Below are 18796 nucleotides of genomic sequence, written 5' to 3'. Positions count from 1 at the left end.
CCATGTTTCGCCTTATCCATACGCAGAATGACTGGGAAGGCGACATGTGTTTGCGCAGAAGCAATCGTTTGTATTGCGCTCTGCCAGGCAGGACTATCACGATAATGGTTCAGACAGGCAAACAGGTAACTCAATGAAAACAAGCAATAAAAGCGCAGCCGATCATCATGCTGCTAAACGTCGCTGGTTGAACTCCCACGAAGAGGGCTACCACAAAGCGATGGGCAACCGTCAGGTTCAAATGATCGCCATCGGCGGCGCTATCGGAACGGGTCTGTTTTTAGGTGCGGGTGCGCGTCTGCAAATGGCTGGCCCGGCTCTCGCCCTGGTCTATCTGGTGTGCGGGATCTTCTCTTTCTTCATTCTTCGTGCGCTGGGCGAACTGGTACTGCATCGCCCTTCCAGCGGAAGCTTCGTCTCTTACGCCCGTGAATTCCTCGGTGAAAAAGCGGCCTACGTTGCAGGCTGGATGTACTTCGTCAACTGGGCGATGACCGGTATTGTCGATATCACCGCCGTTGCGCTGTATATGCACTACTGGGGCGCGTTTGGCGATGTGCCGCAGTGGGTCTTTGCGCTTGGCGCGCTGGCGATTGTCGGCACCATGAACATGATCGGCGTGAAGTGGTTCGCGGAGATGGAGTTCTGGTTTGCGCTGGTAAAAGTGCTGGCCATCGTGGTGTTCCTGGTCGTGGGTACCGTCTTCCTCGGCAGCGGCAAGCCGCTGGACGGCAATGCCACCGGCTTCCATCTGATAACCGATAACGGCGGATTCTTCCCGCACGGTCTGCTGCCTGCGCTGGTCCTGGTTCAGGGCGTGGTGTTCGCCTTCGCCTCCATCGAACTGGTGGGTACCGCAGCAGGTGAATGTAAAGATCCGCAGACCATGGTGCCAAAAGCCATTAACAGCGTGATCTGGCGTATCGGTCTGTTCTACGTCGGTTCCGTGGTGCTGCTGGTTCTGCTGCTCCCGTGGACTGCCTATCAGGCAGGTCAGAGTCCGTTTGTGACCTTCTTCTCTAAGCTCGGCGTGCCTTACGTTGGCAGCATCATGAACATCGTGGTCCTGACCGCGGCGCTCTCCAGCCTGAACTCCGGTCTTTACTCTACCGGTCGTATCCTGCGCTCCATGTCGATGGGCGGTTCTGCGCCGAAGTTCATGTCAAAGATGAGCAAGCAGCAGGTTCCCTATGCGGGGATTCTGGCAACGCTGGTGGTTTACGTTTTTGGCGTGTTCCTGAACTATCTTGTGCCGTCCCGCGTATTTGAGATCGTTCTGAACGTGGCTGCACTGGGGATTATCGCCTCCTGGGCCTTTATTGTGGTCTGCCAGATGCGTCTGCGCAAAGCGATCAAAGAAGGCAAAGCGGCTGATGTGAGCTTCAAGATGCCGGGCGCACCGGTGACCTCCTGGCTCACCCTGCTGTTCCTGTTCAGCGTGCTGGTGCTGATGGCGTTTGACTACCCGAACGGTACTTACACCATTGCGACCATTCCGCTGCTGGCGGTACTGCTGATTGCCGGCTGGTTTGGCGTGCGTAAGCGCGTTCACGAAATTCACAGCACCGCGCCGGTTCATCACGACGATGAAAAACACGACGCACCGCTGGTGGAAGAAACCTCGCGTTAAGCGTCCGTAAGCATCAAAAAGGGAAGGCAAATGCCTTCCCTTTTTTTATTTACAGCGCGATACGAATGACGTCGTCAGGCTGGGTGGCTTCCTGCTGGCGAGTCGATTTTTGTTTCACCGTCACGTACAGGGTTTTGCCATCGGCAGAGAGCGCCAGGCTGTTCGGGTAGACCGGCGTGTCGAAGGTTTTTGTGACCTTATACGTTTTCGCGTCAATCACGCTCACCTTACCGGCTTCACGGTGCGTCACATAGGCTTCATTGCTGGCCGGGTTAAACAGGACGGCCAGTGATTCAGGTGCGGCGATTTTCTCGATCACGCTGCCGTCTTTCAGGTTCACCACCAGCACTTCCGGCTGTTTTGAATCGGTCAGGAACGCGCGCTGGCCGGCGGTATCGAGGCTGAGGTTCAGGTAGAAGTGCTCTTTACCGTCATCCTGCACCTTTTTGCGGCTCAGGATTGTATTGGTGGCCGTATCAATGGTTACCAGCTCGCCGTCCGCATTCGTGGTGTACAGACGTTTTGCCTGCGCATCCAGCGCCAGACCGGTGCTGTACGTACCGGTATTGGCAATGGTCTCTTTCAGCTTCAGCGTGGCGCCATCCACCACCCAAATCACGCTCTCTTTGCCGACACCGGTGATGTAAATCGTGTTGCTCGCATCATCCGCCACCAGCTGGCGCGGCTGCAACGGTTTCACGGTTTCACTGCGCTGGCGATTATCAAGCACCAGACGCCCTTTCACGTCGCCCGTTTTCGCATCGATGGCCGTCACAGCGCCGTTGATGGTGTTGCCAAACCACAGGGTTTGCGTCGCGCCGTCGAGCGTGGCGCCAAAGGGTTTGAGATCGCTGTGAATCGCCTGCGTCACGTCCAGCGTGACCGGATCAAGGCGATAGATAACTCCGCCCTTATCGGTTTTGCGGCTTTGCGAGGTCGCCACCCACAGCGCATTCTCCTGCTGGCTAACCGCCATTTCATACGCCCCTTTGCCCACCGCTTTACGCAGCACCTCTTCGGCGGCATGCACCTGGAACGTCCCGGCAAGCAGTAAAGTGGCAGACAGCAGTGACAGGCTCAGACGCGGCGAGCACAGATGACGTAAAGACATAACAATTCCTTTTCTGAAAAGAGGGGTTGGGCTGACATCACTTCCGGCAGGCAACGTCATGGCATTGCCTTTTGATAATGAGAATAGTAATCATTAATGAACTGAATGTGGAGTTTTTCTTTCGCGTCTCGCCTTTCATTAACGCAATGTGCGGTTATAGTTTTCAAAACATTTACAAAACCTTTAACATGTATGGACATGTTCCATTTGGTTCGTTTATACACCACAACCGGTTTTATTCATGAAAATCATTTCTGCCCGTAAGGCTTCTCTCCCGCTGCTGCTGGTTCCCGTTATTTTCGCGCCGCTAACCGCAATGAGCGCGGAGGAACAGACCATGATCGTCAGCGCCACGCCGCAAACCGTATCGGAACTGGATACCCCGGCCGCGGTCAGCGTCGTCAATGGCGATGACATGCGCCACGCCGCGCCGCGCATCAACCTGTCTGAATCTCTTGGCAGCGTCCCGGGACTGCAAATTCAGAACCGCCAGAACTATGCCCAGGATCTCCAGCTTTCAATGCGTGGGTTTGGTGCCCGCTCAACGTTTGGCGTGCGCGGTATCCGTATGTATGTCGACGGTATCCCTGCCACCATGCCGGACGGACAGGGCCAGACCTCTAACATCGATCTCTCCAGCGTGGAGAGCGTTGAAGTGCTGCGCGGCCCCTTCTCTGCCCTTTACGGCAACGCCTCCGGCGGCGTGATTAACATCAACACCCAGACCGGGCAGCAGCCGCCGACCATTGAAGCCAGCAGCTATTACGGCAGCTACGGTACCTGGCGCTACGGCATGAAAGCCACCGGCGCGATGGGTGACGGCACCCACGCGGGCGATGTGGATTACACCGTTTCCACCACCCGCTTCACCACCAAAGGCTACCGCGACCACAGCGGCGCGCGCAAAAACCTCGCTAACGCCAAACTGGGCGTGCGCATTGATGACGTCAGTAAGCTGACGCTGATTTTTAACAGCGTGGACATGAAGGCCAACGATCCGGGCGGGCTGAGCTATCAGGAATGGCAGAACAATCCGCGTCAGTCTCCGCGCGGCGATCAGTACAACACCCGCAAGACCATCAAGCAGACCCAGGCCGGTCTGCGCTACGATCGTCAGCTTAGCACCCAGGACGATCTCAGCGTGATGATGTACGCCGGCGAGCGTGAAATGACGCAGTACCAGTCGATTCCGTATCAGCCGCAGCTGAAAGCCTCCCACTCCGGCGGCGTGATCGATATGCAGCGACACTATCAGGGCGTGGATACCCGCTGGACGCACCGCGGCGAGCTGCTGGTGCCGGTAACATTTACCACCGGCCTGAACTACGAAAACCTGAGCGAAGATCGTCGCGGATACGAGAACTTCGTGATGAACAACGGCGTGCCGGATTACGGCGTGAAGGGTGATAAGCGTCGAAACGAACGTAACCTGATGTGGAACGTTGACCCTTACCTGCAAACCAGCTGGCAGCTGACGAAGAAACTCTCGGTGGATGCGGGAGTGCGCTACAGCTCGGTCTGGTTTGATTCCAACGACCATTACGTTACGCCGGGCAACGGCGATGACAGCGGTGACGCGAGCTATCACAAGTGGCTTCCGGCCGGTTCCGTGAAGTATGCGGTGACGGACGCATGGAACCTCTACGCTGCCGCAGGGCGTGGATTCGAAACGCCAACCATCAACGAGCTTTCCTATCGTGCCGATAACCAGGGCGGCCTGAACATCGACCTGCAGCCGTCCACCAACAACACGTATGAAGTGGGCAGCAAAACCCGCATCGGCAATGGCCTGCTGACCGCGGCGCTGTTCCGCACCGATACGGATGATGAGATCGTGGTGGATGCCAGCTCTGGCGGGCGTACCAGCTATAAAAATGCCGGTAAAACCCGTCGTCAGGGGGTGGAAGTCTCCCTCGACCAGCAGTTTGCCGAGAACTGGAAGCTGAAGATGGCATGGACTTACCTGGATGCCACCTACCGGACTAACGTCTGCAGCGATGCAGACTGTAACGGTAACCGTATGCCGGGCATTGCCCGCAACATGGGTTACGCCTCGTTTGGCTGGCAGCCGGAGGAAGGCTGGTACGCGGGTTCAGACGTGCGCTACATGAGCGATATCATGGCCGACGACGAGAATACGGCGAAAGCGCCGTCGTATACGGTGGTCGGGCTGAACACCGGGTATAAATTCAACTACGGCAGCTGGGGCATGGACGTCTTTGGCCGCGTCGATAACCTGTTCGATAAAGAGTACGTGGGCTCGGTTATTGTCAACGAGTCTAACGGTCGTTATTACGAGCCTGCACCAGGCCGTAACTACGGGGTCGGGCTGTCGGTCTCTTATCGCTTCGAGTAAGCGATAAGAAAAGTTTATTTAATTAATGAAATAACGCTCCTGATGGCAATAAACCATCAGGAGTTATTCACCAGATAAATAATTAGGGGCGAAATATAGTCGCTCTGCTAAATAATCTCTTAGTTAAAATATTGTCGCTGTAAAAGCAAATTCGCTTCATCAATCACCTTATCAATCGCCTTCTGGCAGGCAACAACATCTCTTCGCTCCAGGGCGGAAAGCAGTTCGTCATAGTGATACGTCGAGGCTTTGATGTCGTTAAGCTCCTGATGCAGATAGTTCATACAGGGCCCGATGCGCACCCACAGCTGCTCAATTAATGCATTAAGCGTAGGCATTTCCGCATACTGATAAAGCGTAAACCGGAAGACGCGATTCGCATGCAATGCCTGCTGGACGTTCCCGTTGCGCATGGCCTCATGAAAGGCATCCGACAATTTGCGCAACGCCTCCAGTTTGCTATCAGACATATTCTGACAGGCCGCGGCGACCGCCATCGGCTCAAGCTGCTTGCGGATAGCGTTAATCTCGTTATAGCGCTCCAGCGTGACCTCCGGAACCAGAAATGCCTGCGCCGGCGTGGCGTGTAACGCCCCTGATGACACCAGGCGCAAAAGCGCCTCGCGAACAGGGGTAATACTGGTTCCTAATTTATCGGCAATCTCTTTCGTAATCAGTCGTGCCCCAGGTTTGAGTGAGCCTGTAATTAACGCTCCTTTCAAACTGTGTTCAACTTGCATGGTAAGACTGACCCTTTGGGCTTTTTCTAAGTGGTCCAAATCAAGCATGTTCAATTCCTGTAGCTAAAACTTAATGCTATTTTTAAACGCCAGTTTTAATAAAACGACGCTGGTCCGATATATCCTGTATCGTCATGCCTGGTGGTGGGAAGTACGTAAAAACATCAAAAAAGCAAAGTTTGTTTTTTTTATTGGTTTCGGGCCCGTCCGGGATGCGGGCGCGAAATGCCATGTCCATTAATTAAAGACAATATATCGTATCTTCACAAATAAATATGGCGGGAAACCCCGCCATAGTGCTGTTTATTTATTGTCACTCGCGACGCGAATCACGACTTTGCCGAAGTTACGCCCTTCGAGCAGGCCAATCAGCGCCTCGGGCGCGTTCTCCAGCCCGTCCGTTATCTGTTCACGATAGTGAATTTTGCCCTCCTGCACCCAGCGTCCCATTGCTTCCTGGAACTCCTTAATGCGGTGACCGTAATCCTGGCCGATGATAAAGCCCTGCATACGAATGCGTTTCTTCAGGATGGTCGCCATCAGGAGCGGCAGGCGATCCGGCCCCTCGGGCAGGCCCGTCGCATTGTAGCCGCTCACCAGGCCGCACACCGGCACGCGCGCGGAGGTATTCAGTAACGGCAGCACGGCGTCAAATACTTTCCCGCCGACGTTTTCATAATAGACGTCAATCCCGTTCGGGCAGGCGCGTTTCAGCTGTTCGGCAAAGTCGGCCGCGTGATGATCCAGACACAGGTCAAACCCGAGGACCTCAACGGCATGGCGGCATTTTTCAGCCCCGCCGGCGACGCCGACCACCCGGCAACCTTTGATTTTACCGATCTGCCCGACGGTCGCGCCAACCGGGCCTGTCGCCGCGGCGACCACCAGCGTTTCGCCCGCTTTTGGCTGCCCGATATCCAGCAATCCCATATAGGCGGTAAAGCCCGGCATACCCAGAATACCCAGCGCCCAGGAAGGATGTGACGGATTTTCGCCCAGCTTCACCAGGCCGCTGCCGTCCGAGAGTTCATATTCCTGCCAGCCGCTGTAGCCCAGCACCCACTCCCCGGCTTTGAAGTCGGGATGATTCGACTGCTCAACGCGGCTGACCGTTCCCCCCACCATCACCGCGCCCAGCTCAACCGGTGGTGAATAGGATGGTGCATCGCTCATGCGCCCCCGCATGTACGGGTCCAGCGACAGCCAGACGGTGCGCAGCAAAAGCTGTCCCTCAGCCGGGGCGGGAACAGGCTGCGCTTCGAGACGAAAATTTTCCGCCACCGGCGCACCCTGAGGACGGGAGGCCAGTACCCAGCGGCGATTTTGCGAAACAGGTTGATTCATCGGGATCTCCTTCTGGTACAAATGTCATTACAGCCTGGCTCACGATCGGCGTTATCGCATTAGCATTACGAGGCAGACTGGTTAAGCCGTACGACCAGATAGATGCAGGTTTCATTCGTTTCGTTGATGAACCGGCAGTCATTTGGCGGCCCCAGCTCGAGACAGTCTCCGGCGTGCATTTCGTGGCGCGTATCGCCCTCCTGAAACACCAGCTCGCCGGACTGAAGCCAGATAAGCTGACGTGCCAGCGCGTAAGAAGAGGCAGGCATCGGAACATCGCTGCCCGCGGGCAATTCAACCTGAACAAGGTCGATGGGCAGATCGGTGCGGGGAGAAACATGGCGGCGGAGGTAGTGCGTCTGTGGGTCGCGCCAGACGGGCTGGTTGGCAAGGCGCAGCAGCTTGCCCTCCTGCATTTCGGCCCGGGCAATGAGCGTGGACATGCTGATACCAAACGCGCCGGACAGACGGGCCAGCAAGGTGGCTGTCGGGCTGCTGTCTCCGCGTTCTATCTTGTGGATCATCGCGCGCGAGACCCCGGCCCGGTCAGCAAGCTCGCTCAGGGACCATCCGCGAGACTCGCGTTCAAGGCGAATTCTTGCGCTAATCCGTTGATTCATTGTGTCTGTTATGGTGTTCATGACGTCATACTATAGTGTATGAACGGCATTTCAATGGGCTTTTGATAACAAAAAAATATGGCTTATGCCGTAGCGATCGGGAGATACGATTGTGTAATATCGTAGGAATAACGTAATACTATAGTAAACAACACACAGAGGGTTAATCATGATCGTTCGTCATGCCTGCAAGGAAGACTGCGTCGCGATAGGAAAAATCTACAACCACGCGGTGCTGCATACTGCCGCGATCTGGAACGATAAAACCGTCGATACCGATAACCGAATCGCCTGGTTTGAGGCGCGCACGCTCGCGGGTTACCCGGTTCTGGTGAGTGAGGAAGACGGCGTTATCACCGGTTACGCCTCTTTCGGTGACTGGCGCGCCTTCGACGGTTTCCGTCATACGGTTGAGCATTCGGTCTACGTCCACCCGGACCATCAGGGAAAAGGCATTGGCCGCACGCTGATGATCGCGCTGATTAACGAGGCCCGCGCCATCGGCAAACACGTGATGGTGGCCGGTATTGAAGCGCAAAACCATGCCTCGATTCATCTCCACGAAACGCTTGGTTTTGTCACCACGGGGCAGATGCCGCAGGTGGGAACCAAGTTTGGCCGCTGGCTGGACTTAACCTTTATGCAGCTGCAGCTGGACGAGCGCAGCGATCCGGACGCCATCCCATGAATCAATCACTGACGCTGGCGTTTCTGGTGGCGGCGGGAATTGGTCTGGTGGTGCAAAATACCTTAATGGTGCGTATCACCCAGTCCTCCTCCACGATCCTTATCGCGATGCTGCTGAACTCCCTGGTCGGCATTGTGCTGTTTGTCAGCATTCTGCTGCTGAAACAGGGCGTCGCCGGATTCAGCGAGCTGGCCGCAACGGTACGCTGGTGGACGCTTATCCCGGGACTGCTGGGGTCGTTTTTCGTGTTTGCCAGCATCAGCGGGTATCAGAACGTTGGCGCGGCGACGACTATCGCCGTGCTGGTAGCAAGCCAGCTGATTGGCGGACTGGTGATGGACGTGCTGAGGAGCAACGGCATTCCGCTGCGCGCCCTGATTGGCCCGGTGTGCGGCGCGGTGATGCTGGTCGTCGGGGCCTGGCTGGTGGCGCGACGCCAGTTTTGAACGTTACAGTATGGTGCCGCCTTTGGTCAGCTGTTCCTCACGCGCGTCCAACTCCTCTTTATGCTGCTTACCGTGGTGCGAAATCGCGGTACGCAGACGCTGCTGCTGGGTGTAACGTTCTTCACGGCTGAGCTCTGCATCATCGCTTAATTCGATCAGCAGTTCATTCATATGGGTGATGACGCCCTCTTCAATGGCGGCATCCACTCGGGCGGTAACTTCGCTTAAATGTGACATTGTCACTCCTTGTTATGTGCCCGGTGGCGGCTACGCCTTACCGGGCAATAAAACGCTTAGTTCAGCTTCGCCTTAGAGAAATCGCTGCCCATCAGGCTCACGCTGTATCCGGTCACGTTGCTGCGGGTCGCATAGAACGTTTTCCCGTTTGCCAGTGCGATCCACGGCGCCTGCTGGTAGAAGATCTCCTGCGCCTGGCCGTAGAGTTTCGCGCGCTCCGCCGGGCTGCTGGTCAGCTTCGCTTTTTGCACCAGATCATCATAACTCTTATCACACCAGCGCGCGGCGTTTGATCCGGTTTTAATGCTGTTGCAGCCCAGCAGCACGTCGGCAAAGTTGTCCGGGTCGCCGTTATCGGACATCCAGCCAAACAGCGCGGAGTCATGTTCGCCTTTACGCATTCCGGAGAGATATTCGCCCCACTCGTAAGAGACAATTTTGGCCTTCACGCCGACTTTCGCCCAGTCGCTCTGGATCATCTCCGCGATACGGCGCGAGTTCGGGTTATACGGACGCTGAACCGGCATTGACCACAGCGTGACTTCCGCCCCCTTCTCCAGCCCCGCCTGCTTCAGCAGCGCTTTCGCTTTTTCAGGATCGTAGCTGTAGTCCTTCAGGTCTTTATTAAAGCCCAGCATATTTGGCGGGATCGGCGATTTTGCCACCGTACCGGAACCCATAAAGACCGCATTGACGATAGCCTTCTTGTCGGTCGCGTAGTTAAGCGCCTGGCGCACCAGCACGTTATCAAACGGTTTTTTCTCGGTGTTAAACGCCAGATAGCCGACGTTTAGCGCATCGACCGAGTGCAGCGTCAGTTCTTTGTTGTTCTTGATGGCGTCAAACTGAACCGGGGACGGTGCAGGAATGATCTGGCACTCGTTGGTCTGCAGCTTCGCCAGGCGGGTTTCCACGTTTGGCGTGATGGAGAAGATGAGATGTTTCGTCGGTACGTTGCCTTCCCAGTAGTTCGGGTTAGCAACATAGCGGATCAGCGAATCCACCTTGTACTGCTGCAGGACATAAGGCCCGGTACCAATCGGCCAGGTGTCTACGTTTTCAGGCGTGCCTTTTTTCAGCATCGCGTCGGCGTATTCGGCGGAGAGAATCGAGGCGAAATCCATCCCCCAGTCGGCCAGAAACGCGGCGTTAGGCTCGCTGAGGGTGAACTGAACGTGATAGTCGTCGACCTTTTTCACGTCCTGAATCAGCTTATCGAGCCCGACGTCGTTAAAATATTCGTAGTTGCCCTGCGACACGTTGTGATACGGGTGTTTAGGGTCTTTCTGACGCAGAACCGAGAAAATAACGTCATCGGCGTTAAAGTCGCGCGTCGGTTTGAAGTATTTATTGCTGTTGAACTTCACCCCTTTGCGCAGGGCAAAGGTATAGGTCTTGCCGTCCGGCGAAATCGTCCAGGACTCCGCCAGCGACGGGACCGGGGTGTTTTTCACCGGGTCAAAATTGATCAGGCGATTGTACAGTACCTGAGAGCTGGCCACAAAAGACGGGCCAGAGCTGGCGATTTGCGGGTTGAAGGACTCGGGGGACGCTTCAGAGCAGTAAATAAGGGTGTCGTTGTTCGCCGCCCATGCGGCACCGGCTGGTAACAGCGCGCTCAGCGCAAGAGCGAGCAGTGTTTTCCCTGTAGACATGGTTATAACCCTGACAGTTTTATTATATAAGACAGTAATAACAGCACAGGCGATATGACCTGGCAAATAACGAAACACTATCAGGTTATTCTAAAGCCGCGTTTTTTGCTGTTTTAACAGCCAGCGCCCGAAAAGGTGATTTGCCTTAAGGGCCATTATTCGTCAAGCACAACCGTCACTTTCTATGCCGCAAGAAATCGGTCCTTTTAGCGTCTCTTCCCCCGTTTGGTTGCTTCCTCGTTTCGTTAAAGTAACGGTGTGAAGAAGTATATGGGATCAAATCGTGGCAAAAACTCTTTTACGCAGCGGTAACCTGGATGACTTTCAGGCCGTTGGCGGCGGCGGACAAGCCGTTTTTGAATCAGCGTTACAAATCCGGGAAGCGCTCCGGTTGCGCAAACAACAGGCCATCGTCGACTGTCTGGCTATTCCGCAGGTCAACGACAGCGGTGACCGCGTGGACTGGTATTCCCCCGTTGAAGGGAGCGTAACCAGCTGGAAAGCGGCCGATGAAGATGACCGTTATCGCGCCCTGCGCTATCTGGAAAACACGCTAGCCAGCGTTGAGTCGTTAAGCAAGAAATGCCTCCAGTCGCCCAAAACCGCGCAGCAGCTTTTTGGGTCTCTGCTGTCAAAGGCGTTTCAGTTCCCGGGTGAAAACTTCCTCTTCCTGGTGGACGAAAAGCCGGTCATCAGCTTCTGGGGGTTCGTCAACCTGAACGAAAATGCGCGCGACGATGTTCTCGACTGCCTGCGTGAATCGCTGGTCCCTGAGCCCGCCCCCGTTGTGATTGAAGATCCTGAACCCGAGCCTGAGCCAGAACCGGTGGTGGCCTTTGAACACGCCGACGAGCCGCTGATCGCCCCTTCCACGGTGGTGCGCATCACGCCGGAAGATCTGTATGAGCCTGAGCCGGCCCCGGCCGCTGCGCAACCCGTTCAGGAACCGGCTGTGCCGATCGTCGCGAAAAAGCGCCGCGTTCCCCTGTGGACGCTGCCGGTTGCCGTCGCGATCGTTGCCGCCATTGCCGCACCGCTGCTGTGGCCAAAACAGTCGCCTTCCGCTGAACCCGCCCCGGTGCCCGCACCCCAGCCCGTAGAGATTGCGCCAAAGCCGATCAAAGCGGTTGAGCCGCTGGCCATGAAATTACCGCTGCATCAGGCAGAGGTCCTGGCAAGCAAAGAAAAAGAGCCTGCTCTGGCGCCTGCGCCACAGCCTGCCCCGGTGGTGATTGTCGCCATCCCGAAAGATGCCATGGTGATGGAAGCGAATCAGGTGAAAGCGGGATCGACGCGTTTCCTGAACGGCACCTGGCGTGCGGTTCTGGACGTGAAAGATCCAGTCACCGGCAAGCCGCCGTCAATGCGCTATCAGATCCAGAACAATAAGGGCTTCGCCCGGGTTGTCCATGGCAACAACGTTGTCTGCCGCGCGGAAGTGTTCTCCGGCCTGCACAGCAACGGCGAGCTGATGATTAAAAGTCGCGGTACTGCCCGCTGCACCGACGGCTCCCGCTACCCGATGCCGGAGGTTGCCTGTAAAGCAGGCGCCAGCGATATCGCAGAATGTCGCGCCCGTTATGATGCCAATACCGTCGTTCCCCTGACGTTCAAGAAAGCAGGTGCCTGATCCTATGCTGGTTAATCTTTGCGACTATAAACAAAGCGTCACGCTTATTGCCAACAGCGGCGTGCAGTTCCTTGATTTCGGTCTGACGCCGCAGGACACCGCCAGCAACGGGCGCTTCGTACGTAAAACCGCGAACGGCCCGCTTCTGCGGCTCGATTTCGACCTGGTTAACGGGCGCTATACCGTGCCGGGAACGAACGGCGGGCAGCCTGAAGTGGTTAAGCCGGAAACCACCATCCCGCTGCATCAGTCCCTGGCGGTGCTGGACGGCGTCTGGCTTCCGGTTCCGTTCCTGCGCTTCAACCCGCCGCGAACCTTTGTTGAGGGGCCGGATAACTGGGCCCGCGTTCAGGTGCGCAGGCTGGATACACCCGATACGGCAGGCAATACGCACCGCGTCACGCTCGCCCTTGACAGCCAGATTGCAGAACACGCCACGTCCGCCCTGTCCCCGGTTGAAAACGATATTCTGAACGGGACCCGATTCGCGCTGGCCTGGCGAGACAATGAGGTAGAAAGTTTCCTCGACCAGACCTGGATTGACGGCTGGCTGCGCGAGGCCTTTACCCAGTATGCCGACGGCGTTGAAAACCGCTCAGAACGCGATCTCCAGCAGGCGATGCGCGGGTTTGAATATCAGGCCCACTGGCTTAACCTGCTGACCATGCTCGGTGAACAGCTTACCGTGCCGGAAGTGAAATTTGTTACCCATACGCTCAGCACGCCTGCCATTCCGGTCGACCTGATCCTCGACGTGGGCAATACCCACACCTGCGGCGTCATTATCGAAGACCACGGCGATGCGAACGATGGCCTGCGCCAGACCGCCGAGCTGCAGGTACGCTCATTAAGCGAGCCGCAATTCCTGAATGCGCCGCTGTTCACCAGCCGTCTCGAGTTTTCGGAAGCGCGCTTTGGCAAACAGCACTTCTCGGTAGAGAGCGGTCGCGAAGATGCCTTTGTCTGGCCGTCGATTGTTCGCGTGGGCGATGAAGCCCGCAAGCTGGCGATGCAGCGTCTGGGGACCGAAGGCAACAGCGGCATCTCCAGCCCGCGTCGCTACCTGTGGGATGAAACGCCGGTCGTGCAGGACTGGCGCTTTAGCCAGATGAACAGCAAAACCCAGCGTGAGCCGCTTGCCACCGCGTTTCCGCTGATGAACCTGATGAACGATGACGGCGAACCGCTCTTCACGCTGCCGCAGGACGAGCGGCTGCCGGTCTTCTCGCCGCAGTACAGCCGCAGCACGCTGATGACGCACATGCTGTGCGAGCTGCTGGCGCAGGCGCTGGGGCAGATCAACAGCGTCGCCACGCGCCTGCGTCTGGGCTTCCCGGCATCGCCGCGCCAGCTGCGCACCCTGATCCTGACCCTGCCCTCGGCCATGCCAAAGCAGGAGCGCGAGATTTTCCGTCGCCGCATGTTTGAAGCCATCGCCATCGTCTGGAAAGCGATGGGCTGGCACCCGCAGGATGAGGATTTTGTCACCCGCAAACAGCAGGATAAAAGCGTGGTGCCGGTTCCTGAAATCCAGATGGAGTGGGATGAAGCCAGCTGCGGTCAGCTGGTCTGGCTGTATAACGAAGCGATCTCCCGCTTTGGCGGTCAGACCGAAGCCTTCTTCGCCTCCCTGGCCCGCCCGGACCGTGAGCCTGAGCCGGGTAGCCAGCCGGGCCGCGCGCTGCGCGTCGCGTCAATCGACATCGGCGGCGGCACAACGGATATGGCGATCACCCATTATCAGCTGGATGACGGTTCCGGCAATAACGTCAAAATCACCCCGCAGCTGCTGTTCCGTGAAGGCTTTAAGGTCGCGGGCGACGATACGCTTCTGGACGTGATTCAGCGCTACGTGTTGCCCGCGCTGCAAACGCAGCTGCAGAAATCCGGTATCGCGGACGCCTCGCTGCTGATGGCGTCGCTGTTCGGCGACTCCGGGCGCATCGATACCCAGGCGGTACTCCGTCAGCAAACGGCACTTCAGCTCTTTATGCCGATTGGCCACGCCATTCTTGCCGCGTGGGAATCGAGCGACGTTGACGATCCGCTGGCCGGTCTGCATGCCACCTTTGGCGATCTCCTGCCGCAGAAACCGACCCGCAACGTCATGAATTATCTGCAGCAGGCGATCGACCATGCCCTGCCTGCGGGTTCAGACGCTTTTGACCTGTTCGCGGTGCCGCTGCACGTGAATTTCCGCGAAATGCAGGATGCGATGCTGGCCGGGCAGTTTACGCTGGCCTCGCCGCTTCACGCGGTGTGCGAGGCGATATCCCATTACAGCTGCGATATTCTGCTGATCACCGGACGCCCCGGCTGCCTGCCTGGCGTTCAGGCGCTGATTCGTCATCTGCAGCCGGTGCCGGTCAACCGCATCGTCTGGCTGGATAAATACCAGGTGCACGAGTGGTATCCGTTCAGCCAGCAGGGGCGCATTGGCAACCCTAAATCGACAGCCGCGGTGGGAGCCATGCTCTGCAGCCTGGCGCTCGACCTGCGTCTGCCGCGCTTCAACTTTAAAGCCGCGGACATTGGCGCGTATTCAACCGTGCGGTATCTCGGCGTGCTGGATAACACCGTCAATACCCTGCGCGAGGAGAACGTCTGGTATCAGGATATCGATCTTGATAAACCCGGCGCGAAGCTCGACGCGCGTCTGCACTTCCCGCTGCGCGGTAACGTTACCCTCGGCTTCCGCCAGCTGGCGAACGCGCGCTGGCCCGCCACGCCGCTCTACACGCTCAGCATCAACTCGGCTGAACTGGCGAAAGCAATCGCCGGTGACGGCGTGCTGAACGTGCGGCTGAAGCTCTGCGGCGGCAGCAAGCAGGAAGGCCCTGAGGCCTTCGAGCTGAGCGATGCCTGGCTGCAGGACGGCACGCCGGTTGCCCCTGACGCATTAACCTTCAAACTGAATACCTTGGCCGATCGCCGACACAGCGGTAGCCACTACTGGATCGACAGCGGGAGCGTATACCTGAAATGACAGCGACGACGACCACCACTCAGGCCTTAATCGGGTGGATTAATGAGACGCGCCTGAACGCCCCTGTGCTGGATAACGATGCTGACGCCCTGCTTGCTTGCATCAACGCGGCGCAGGCGCGGGAGCAGGCCATTGAACGCGCCATGACCCGCCAGAGCAGCATTGGGCTTTACGGTCATTCGCAGAGCGCGAAAGCCCATCTGCTGTTATCCCTGTGCGGCAGCGGTAATGGACGCCTGAACGTGACGCCGGGCCAGCGCACCTTTGACTATTTTTCGCATATCAATCCGGGACATGCCCTCACCAACATGGCCGTCCGCTTCACGCCGGAAAGCCCGGAGGTGGCGGATGAGGCGTTCCCGCTGCGTCTGAGCCTGGTCACCGAGGCCGAGCTGGTACAGCTGTTTATTGCCCGCACGACGCTGCATCCGCAGATGCGCGCGGTGGATAAGGCGGTCATTGAGAAACGTCTGGAGAAATGGCGCGGGCTGCGCCAGCCGCAGGGCGTGCCCGGCATAACGGCTCAGGAAGTGGGTGCGATTGCCCGCTTCTGGCAAAGCACCGTACCCGCCGCTAAGCAGCAAATTGATGATGCCCTGTGGCATGAGTTCGCCCGGCTGGTGCCTTCTCTCGATCTCAGCACGCGGGCCAGCGTCTGGTCGCTGCTGTGGGGCGAGCAGCAGGAGTTGACCCAGCAGTGGTTAAAACTGGCCCATGTGCTGCACCAGACCAGCCATGCCGGCGAGCTTGCTGCCCCGCTTAGCCTGCTGGTGGACAGCTTTGGCCTGCCGGGTGAAGGGTTCCTGACGCACGACGGCACGTTAGATCTTCAGGACGCGCAGGAGACGCTGCTTCATCCGCTAAATAGCGGTGAAATGCTTAACGCCATCAGCATCCCCGTCGACGTGCTGGCCTTCCTGACCCGCGAGCTGGTGCTGCCGGTTGAGAACGGCGCGCTGGATAACGTCGATATTATTGATATTCCTGTTTTTGAAGATAACCGTGCCGACCCGCTACGCCAGGCGAAGTCCCAGTGGCTGCTCGAGCATTACCGTCAACAGCTTCAGCCGGATGTGCTGGTGATTTGCAATGCGACGGCGCAGCACGAACAGACGGCCAAAAAAGCAAAAGTGCTGATGAACTGGGTCAAGGAGACGCAGCCTGCTGAAGAATCTGCCCTGCCGGGGCTGGTATGGGCGATTACGCCACACGACGCCCGCTTTACCACCCGACAGAATCTCGATGAAGCCGTACAGCATCTGCTCGGAAAGCCGGGTTTACGCTGGGGCACGCTGCAGGCGCTGGACAGCCACAGCATGCAGCGCGTCATCGAATGGCTGTCTCAGGCCACGCTGCCCGCCCAGCGACAGAAGCGTCTCGGCACGCTGAAAGGCTTGCTGCGACAGGAGCTCTCATCGCTGATGCAGAGCTATCTGGCACCGCTGGTTGAAGAGCCGGGGACAAGACGCGCTCAGGCCGAAAGCATGGTGCGCACGCTGCAAAGCAGCGCTGCCCGCCACGGCGAACTGCTTGAAGGCCTCCTGCCGCCGCTGAAAGCCTATGAAACGCTGCTCGCCGTTCAGCAGCCGCGCGAGGAGCAGGTGAACGGGCTGTTTACGGACACTATTGACCTGTTTGCCGAGAACGCGCAGGAAAGCACCGGTCTGTTCCAGACAAAAGACAAAGCGCGTCTGGCGCACAGAGTCTGGATAAATCATCTGCGTCAGTGGAGCCGCAATGAGGCCACGGCCGCGCGCCTCGGGCTGGAGCCTGCGGTATTACAGCAAATCGCGGATGTGCTGGTGGTCACCAGCTACCGGCTTAATCTGCCTCAACAGCTTCAGCGTATCGTCGAAGCGGATAAAAGCAGCGCGGCACAGCTGCATGCCGTGATGGGCAATTTCATTGGCTGGCTGGGTTATGACCAGACGCCCGTGGCTACACGTCCGGCAAGCCGCATCCGCAAGGGGCAGGCAATCTTCGTTACGCCGGTGGTCAGCAGCGCGGAGCCTCGATTGACGCGCCTGGGGGAACAGCCTGTGCATGCGGCCACCGCATACGTTTACGACTGGCTGGTCGCCCTCTATAGCCGCGCGATAGAGAACATTGATTACCAGCATCCGCATGATGTTCAGCCTGACGCACGTCAGGCACTACGGGCTTTGATAAAGTAGCCGCCTTTGTTGCCGGGTGGCGCTGCGCTTACCCGGCCTACATTTCGCAACGATGATAAATTGCACAATAATCACATCGTCATACACCCGGCTAACGTCTGTGCCAGCGCAGACGGATTCTCCCACGACATCGAATGCCCCGCCGCAGGGATAATTTTTACCTCAACGCCCTTTTGCTTCAGATTGTCCACATCGTCATCCGGCAGAGACAGCTCGCCGAAAATCAACGTTACCGGGCAAGGAAGTGACAGGAACTGCGCTTCCCATTCGGGCTCAACGCCCGCCACCAGGCTCGATGCGCCCCGCCAGACGGCATACGGCGCATTACTCTGCAGACACCCTGCCCACGCCGTTTTTTCCGCACTGAGCATGGCGTCATAGCCCTGCGTCAGAAACTGCTGCTCGGTTTGCGCTGCAATAGACCGGCTGAACATCCCCCCACCCGAATGAAAATTGGGCTCTGACACCATCAGCCCCTTCACGCGCGTTGCAAGCAGCCCCGCCGTTTCGATAGCAATGCTGCCGCCCATACTGTGGCCGTATAACCAGAAGGCATCCAGCTTAAGGTGGTCAATCAGCTCCGCCACAACGTGGGCCTGGTCGGTGGTTTTATAGCTGTAGCGTTCAGGCTTGTCGCTGTAGCCGCTGCCGGGCAAATCGATGAGGATCGCTCTGCGCGCGCCAAACAGCGGGTCATGAACGACACGGGGATATTCATAGGAAGAGGCGCAGCCCAGCCCGTGAATGAACACCACGGGATCGCCGGTGCCGGACAGGTCATGCCAGCGCACCGTACAGCCGGCCTGCTGCGAGTAAAAACTGTTCATAAGCACTCCTTTTACGATGAACTGTGTATTTATACAGTTACCGTATCGAGAATGCCATATTCATCTTTTAAAAATGGAAGCGTGCTTCAGAAAAGCGAGACCAGCAGCGCAACGGGAAAGCTCATTGGCCAGGTTGACCCCACCAGAAAAGCGCTGAGCAGGCGGATACGTTTGCGGTCTTTAGAGAGGAACCAGGTAATTAATGCGCAGATGGAAGCCATGATTGCGTAAAAAACCAACATCTTTTGATACAACGTCATTCTGTATACCAGAGCCGAAAAAATAACCGCACGCAATATGCGTCATATGTTGATACAGATCAAGTTTTTTCGTTACAGAATAACCACTTAAA

The 18796-nt window shown here is 57.4% G+C and carries 15 protein-coding genes; 7 read left to right on the top strand and 8 right to left on the bottom strand.

The features are described 5' to 3' along the window. Nucleotides 1-133: 133 nt before the first annotated feature. Nucleotides 134-1630 (top strand): L-asparagine permease, encoded by a 1497-nt coding sequence (ansP, locus tag AC27FC_RS03760; RefSeq protein ID WP_023311978.1) that lies wholly within the window; start codon nt 134-136, stop codon nt 1628-1630. 49 nt (nt 1631-1679) lie between these two features. On the opposite strand, the gene yncE is transcribed toward ansP, so the two are convergent. Beyond that, a complete protein-coding gene (yncE, locus tag AC27FC_RS03755; protein WP_094934984.1) occupies nt 1680-2741 on the bottom strand; it encodes a 7-bladed beta-propeller protein YncE in 1062 nt (353 codons plus the stop codon). 241 nt (nt 2742-2982) lie between these two features. On the opposite strand from yncE, the gene pqqU reads away from it, so the two are divergent. Continuing rightward, entirely contained in the window at nt 2983-5097 is a 2115-nt protein-coding gene (gene pqqU, locus AC27FC_RS03750) for a TonB-dependent receptor PqqU (protein ID WP_196354311.1), read from the top strand. Between the two features lie 119 nt (nt 5098-5216). Here the strand turns inward: pqqU and AC27FC_RS03745 are convergent, their stop codons facing one another. From AC27FC_RS03745 to AC27FC_RS03735, 3 genes are all read right to left on the bottom strand, one after another. Beyond that, a complete protein-coding gene (locus AC27FC_RS03745; RefSeq protein ID WP_023311981.1) occupies nt 5217-5885 on the bottom strand; it encodes a GntR family transcriptional regulator in 669 nt (222 codons plus the stop codon). 255 nt (nt 5886-6140) lie between these two features. Beyond that, nucleotides 6141-7181 carry an NADP-dependent oxidoreductase gene (locus AC27FC_RS03740; RefSeq protein ID WP_094934982.1) on the bottom strand — a complete coding sequence of 347 codons (1041 nt, stop codon included), beginning with the start codon at nt 7179-7181 and terminating at the stop codon, nt 6141-6143. A gap of 65 nt (nt 7182-7246) precedes the next feature. After that, nucleotides 7247-7822, bottom strand: coding sequence for a helix-turn-helix domain-containing protein (locus AC27FC_RS03735; RefSeq protein ID WP_023311983.1), 576 nt, complete (start codon nt 7820-7822; stop codon nt 7247-7249). Nucleotides 7823-7970: 148 nt separating this feature from the next. On the opposite strand from AC27FC_RS03735, the gene AC27FC_RS03730 reads away from it, so the two are divergent. Beyond that, nucleotides 7971-8489 carry a GNAT family N-acetyltransferase gene (locus AC27FC_RS03730; RefSeq protein WP_094934981.1) on the top strand — a complete coding sequence of 173 codons (519 nt, stop codon included), beginning with the start codon at nt 7971-7973 and terminating at the stop codon, nt 8487-8489. Continuing rightward, entirely contained in the window at nt 8486-8935 is a 450-nt protein-coding gene (locus AC27FC_RS03725) for a DMT family transporter (RefSeq protein WP_032656841.1), read from the top strand. The genes AC27FC_RS03730 and AC27FC_RS03725 overlap by 4 nt, the downstream gene beginning before the upstream one ends. A gap of 3 nt (nt 8936-8938) precedes the next feature. Here the strand turns inward: AC27FC_RS03725 and AC27FC_RS03720 are convergent, their stop codons facing one another. Together AC27FC_RS03720 and AC27FC_RS03715 are read right to left on the bottom strand one after the other, a co-directional pair. Continuing rightward, nucleotides 8939-9172 (bottom strand): YdcY family protein, encoded by a 234-nt coding sequence (locus tag AC27FC_RS03720; protein WP_048977274.1) that lies wholly within the window; start codon nt 9170-9172, stop codon nt 8939-8941. 56 nt (nt 9173-9228) lie between these two features. Continuing rightward, on the bottom strand, nt 9229-10827 hold the full coding sequence (locus AC27FC_RS03715; RefSeq protein WP_196354310.1) for an ABC transporter substrate-binding protein: 1599 nt from the start codon (nt 10825-10827) through the stop codon (nt 9229-9231). Nucleotides 10828-11110: 283 nt separating this feature from the next. On the opposite strand from AC27FC_RS03715, the gene AC27FC_RS03710 reads away from it, so the two are divergent. The 3 genes from AC27FC_RS03710 to AC27FC_RS03700 are packed head-to-tail and all read left to right on the top strand — an operon-like array spanning nt 11111 to nt 17617. Beyond that, nucleotides 11111-12457 carry an SrfA family protein gene (locus AC27FC_RS03710; RefSeq protein ID WP_196354309.1) on the top strand — a complete coding sequence of 449 codons (1347 nt, stop codon included), beginning with the start codon at nt 11111-11113 and terminating at the stop codon, nt 12455-12457. Between the two features lie 4 nt (nt 12458-12461). Continuing rightward, nucleotides 12462-15443, top strand: coding sequence for a virulence factor SrfB (locus AC27FC_RS03705; protein WP_048977278.1), 2982 nt, complete (start codon nt 12462-12464; stop codon nt 15441-15443). Beyond that, complete coding sequence (locus tag AC27FC_RS03700; protein WP_196354308.1) at nt 15440-17617, top strand: virulence factor SrfC family protein; 2178 nt, start codon at nt 15440-15442, stop codon at nt 17615-17617. Before AC27FC_RS03705 ends, AC27FC_RS03700 begins: the two co-directional genes overlap by 4 nt. Nucleotides 17618-17688: 71 nt before the next feature. Here AC27FC_RS03700 and AC27FC_RS03695 read toward each other — a convergent pair whose 3' ends face one another. Beyond that, complete coding sequence (locus tag AC27FC_RS03695) at nt 17689-18444, bottom strand: alpha/beta fold hydrolase (protein WP_094934977.1); 756 nt, start codon at nt 18442-18444, stop codon at nt 17689-17691. Nucleotides 18445-18530: 86 nt separating this feature from the next. Then, entirely contained in the window at nt 18531-18704 is a 174-nt protein-coding gene (locus tag AC27FC_RS03690; RefSeq protein WP_013096478.1) for a GhoT/OrtT family toxin, read from the bottom strand. Nucleotides 18705-18796 lie beyond the last annotated feature (92 nt).

The sequence above is a fragment of the Enterobacter sp. C3_dUdeg genome (assembly GCF_057536195.1).
The sequence above is the reverse complement of the archived record's forward strand: the minus strand, read 5'-3'. Positions and strand labels throughout refer to the sequence as shown.

Bases quoted from the DNA above. Each gene is read 5' to 3' on its own strand.
- AC27FC_RS03730 (WP_094934981.1), top strand. From the start codon at position 7,971: ATGATCGTTCGTCATGCCTGCAAGGAAGACTGCGTCGCGATAGGAAAA.
- AC27FC_RS03700 (WP_196354308.1), top strand. From the start codon at position 15,440: ATGACAGCGACGACGACCACCACTCAGGCCTTAATCGGGTGGATTAAT.
- AC27FC_RS03735 (WP_023311983.1), bottom strand. From the start codon at position 7,822: ATGAACACCATAACAGACACAATGAATCAACGGATTAGCGCAAGAATT.
- AC27FC_RS03715 (WP_196354310.1), bottom strand. From the start codon at position 10,827: ATGTCTACAGGGAAAACACTGCTCGCTCTTGCGCTGAGCGCGCTGTTA.
- AC27FC_RS03690 (WP_013096478.1), bottom strand. From the start codon at position 18,704: ATGACGTTGTATCAAAAGATGTTGGTTTTTTACGCAATCATGGCTTCC.
- ansP (WP_023311978.1), top strand. From the start codon at position 134: ATGAAAACAAGCAATAAAAGCGCAGCCGATCATCATGCTGCTAAACGT.
- AC27FC_RS03705 (WP_048977278.1), top strand. From the start codon at position 12,462: ATGCTGGTTAATCTTTGCGACTATAAACAAAGCGTCACGCTTATTGCC.
- AC27FC_RS03695 (WP_094934977.1), bottom strand. From the start codon at position 18,444: ATGAACAGTTTTTACTCGCAGCAGGCCGGCTGTACGGTGCGCTGGCAT.
- AC27FC_RS03725 (WP_032656841.1), top strand. From the start codon at position 8,486: ATGAATCAATCACTGACGCTGGCGTTTCTGGTGGCGGCGGGAATTGGT.
- AC27FC_RS03720 (WP_048977274.1), bottom strand. From the start codon at position 9,172: ATGTCACATTTAAGCGAAGTTACCGCCCGAGTGGATGCCGCCATTGAA.
- AC27FC_RS03745 (WP_023311981.1), bottom strand. From the start codon at position 5,885: ATGCTTGATTTGGACCACTTAGAAAAAGCCCAAAGGGTCAGTCTTACC.
- yncE (WP_094934984.1), bottom strand. From the start codon at position 2,741: ATGTCTTTACGTCATCTGTGCTCGCCGCGTCTGAGCCTGTCACTGCTG.
- AC27FC_RS03740 (WP_094934982.1), bottom strand. From the start codon at position 7,181: ATGAATCAACCTGTTTCGCAAAATCGCCGCTGGGTACTGGCCTCCCGT.
- pqqU (WP_196354311.1), top strand. From the start codon at position 2,983: ATGAAAATCATTTCTGCCCGTAAGGCTTCTCTCCCGCTGCTGCTGGTT.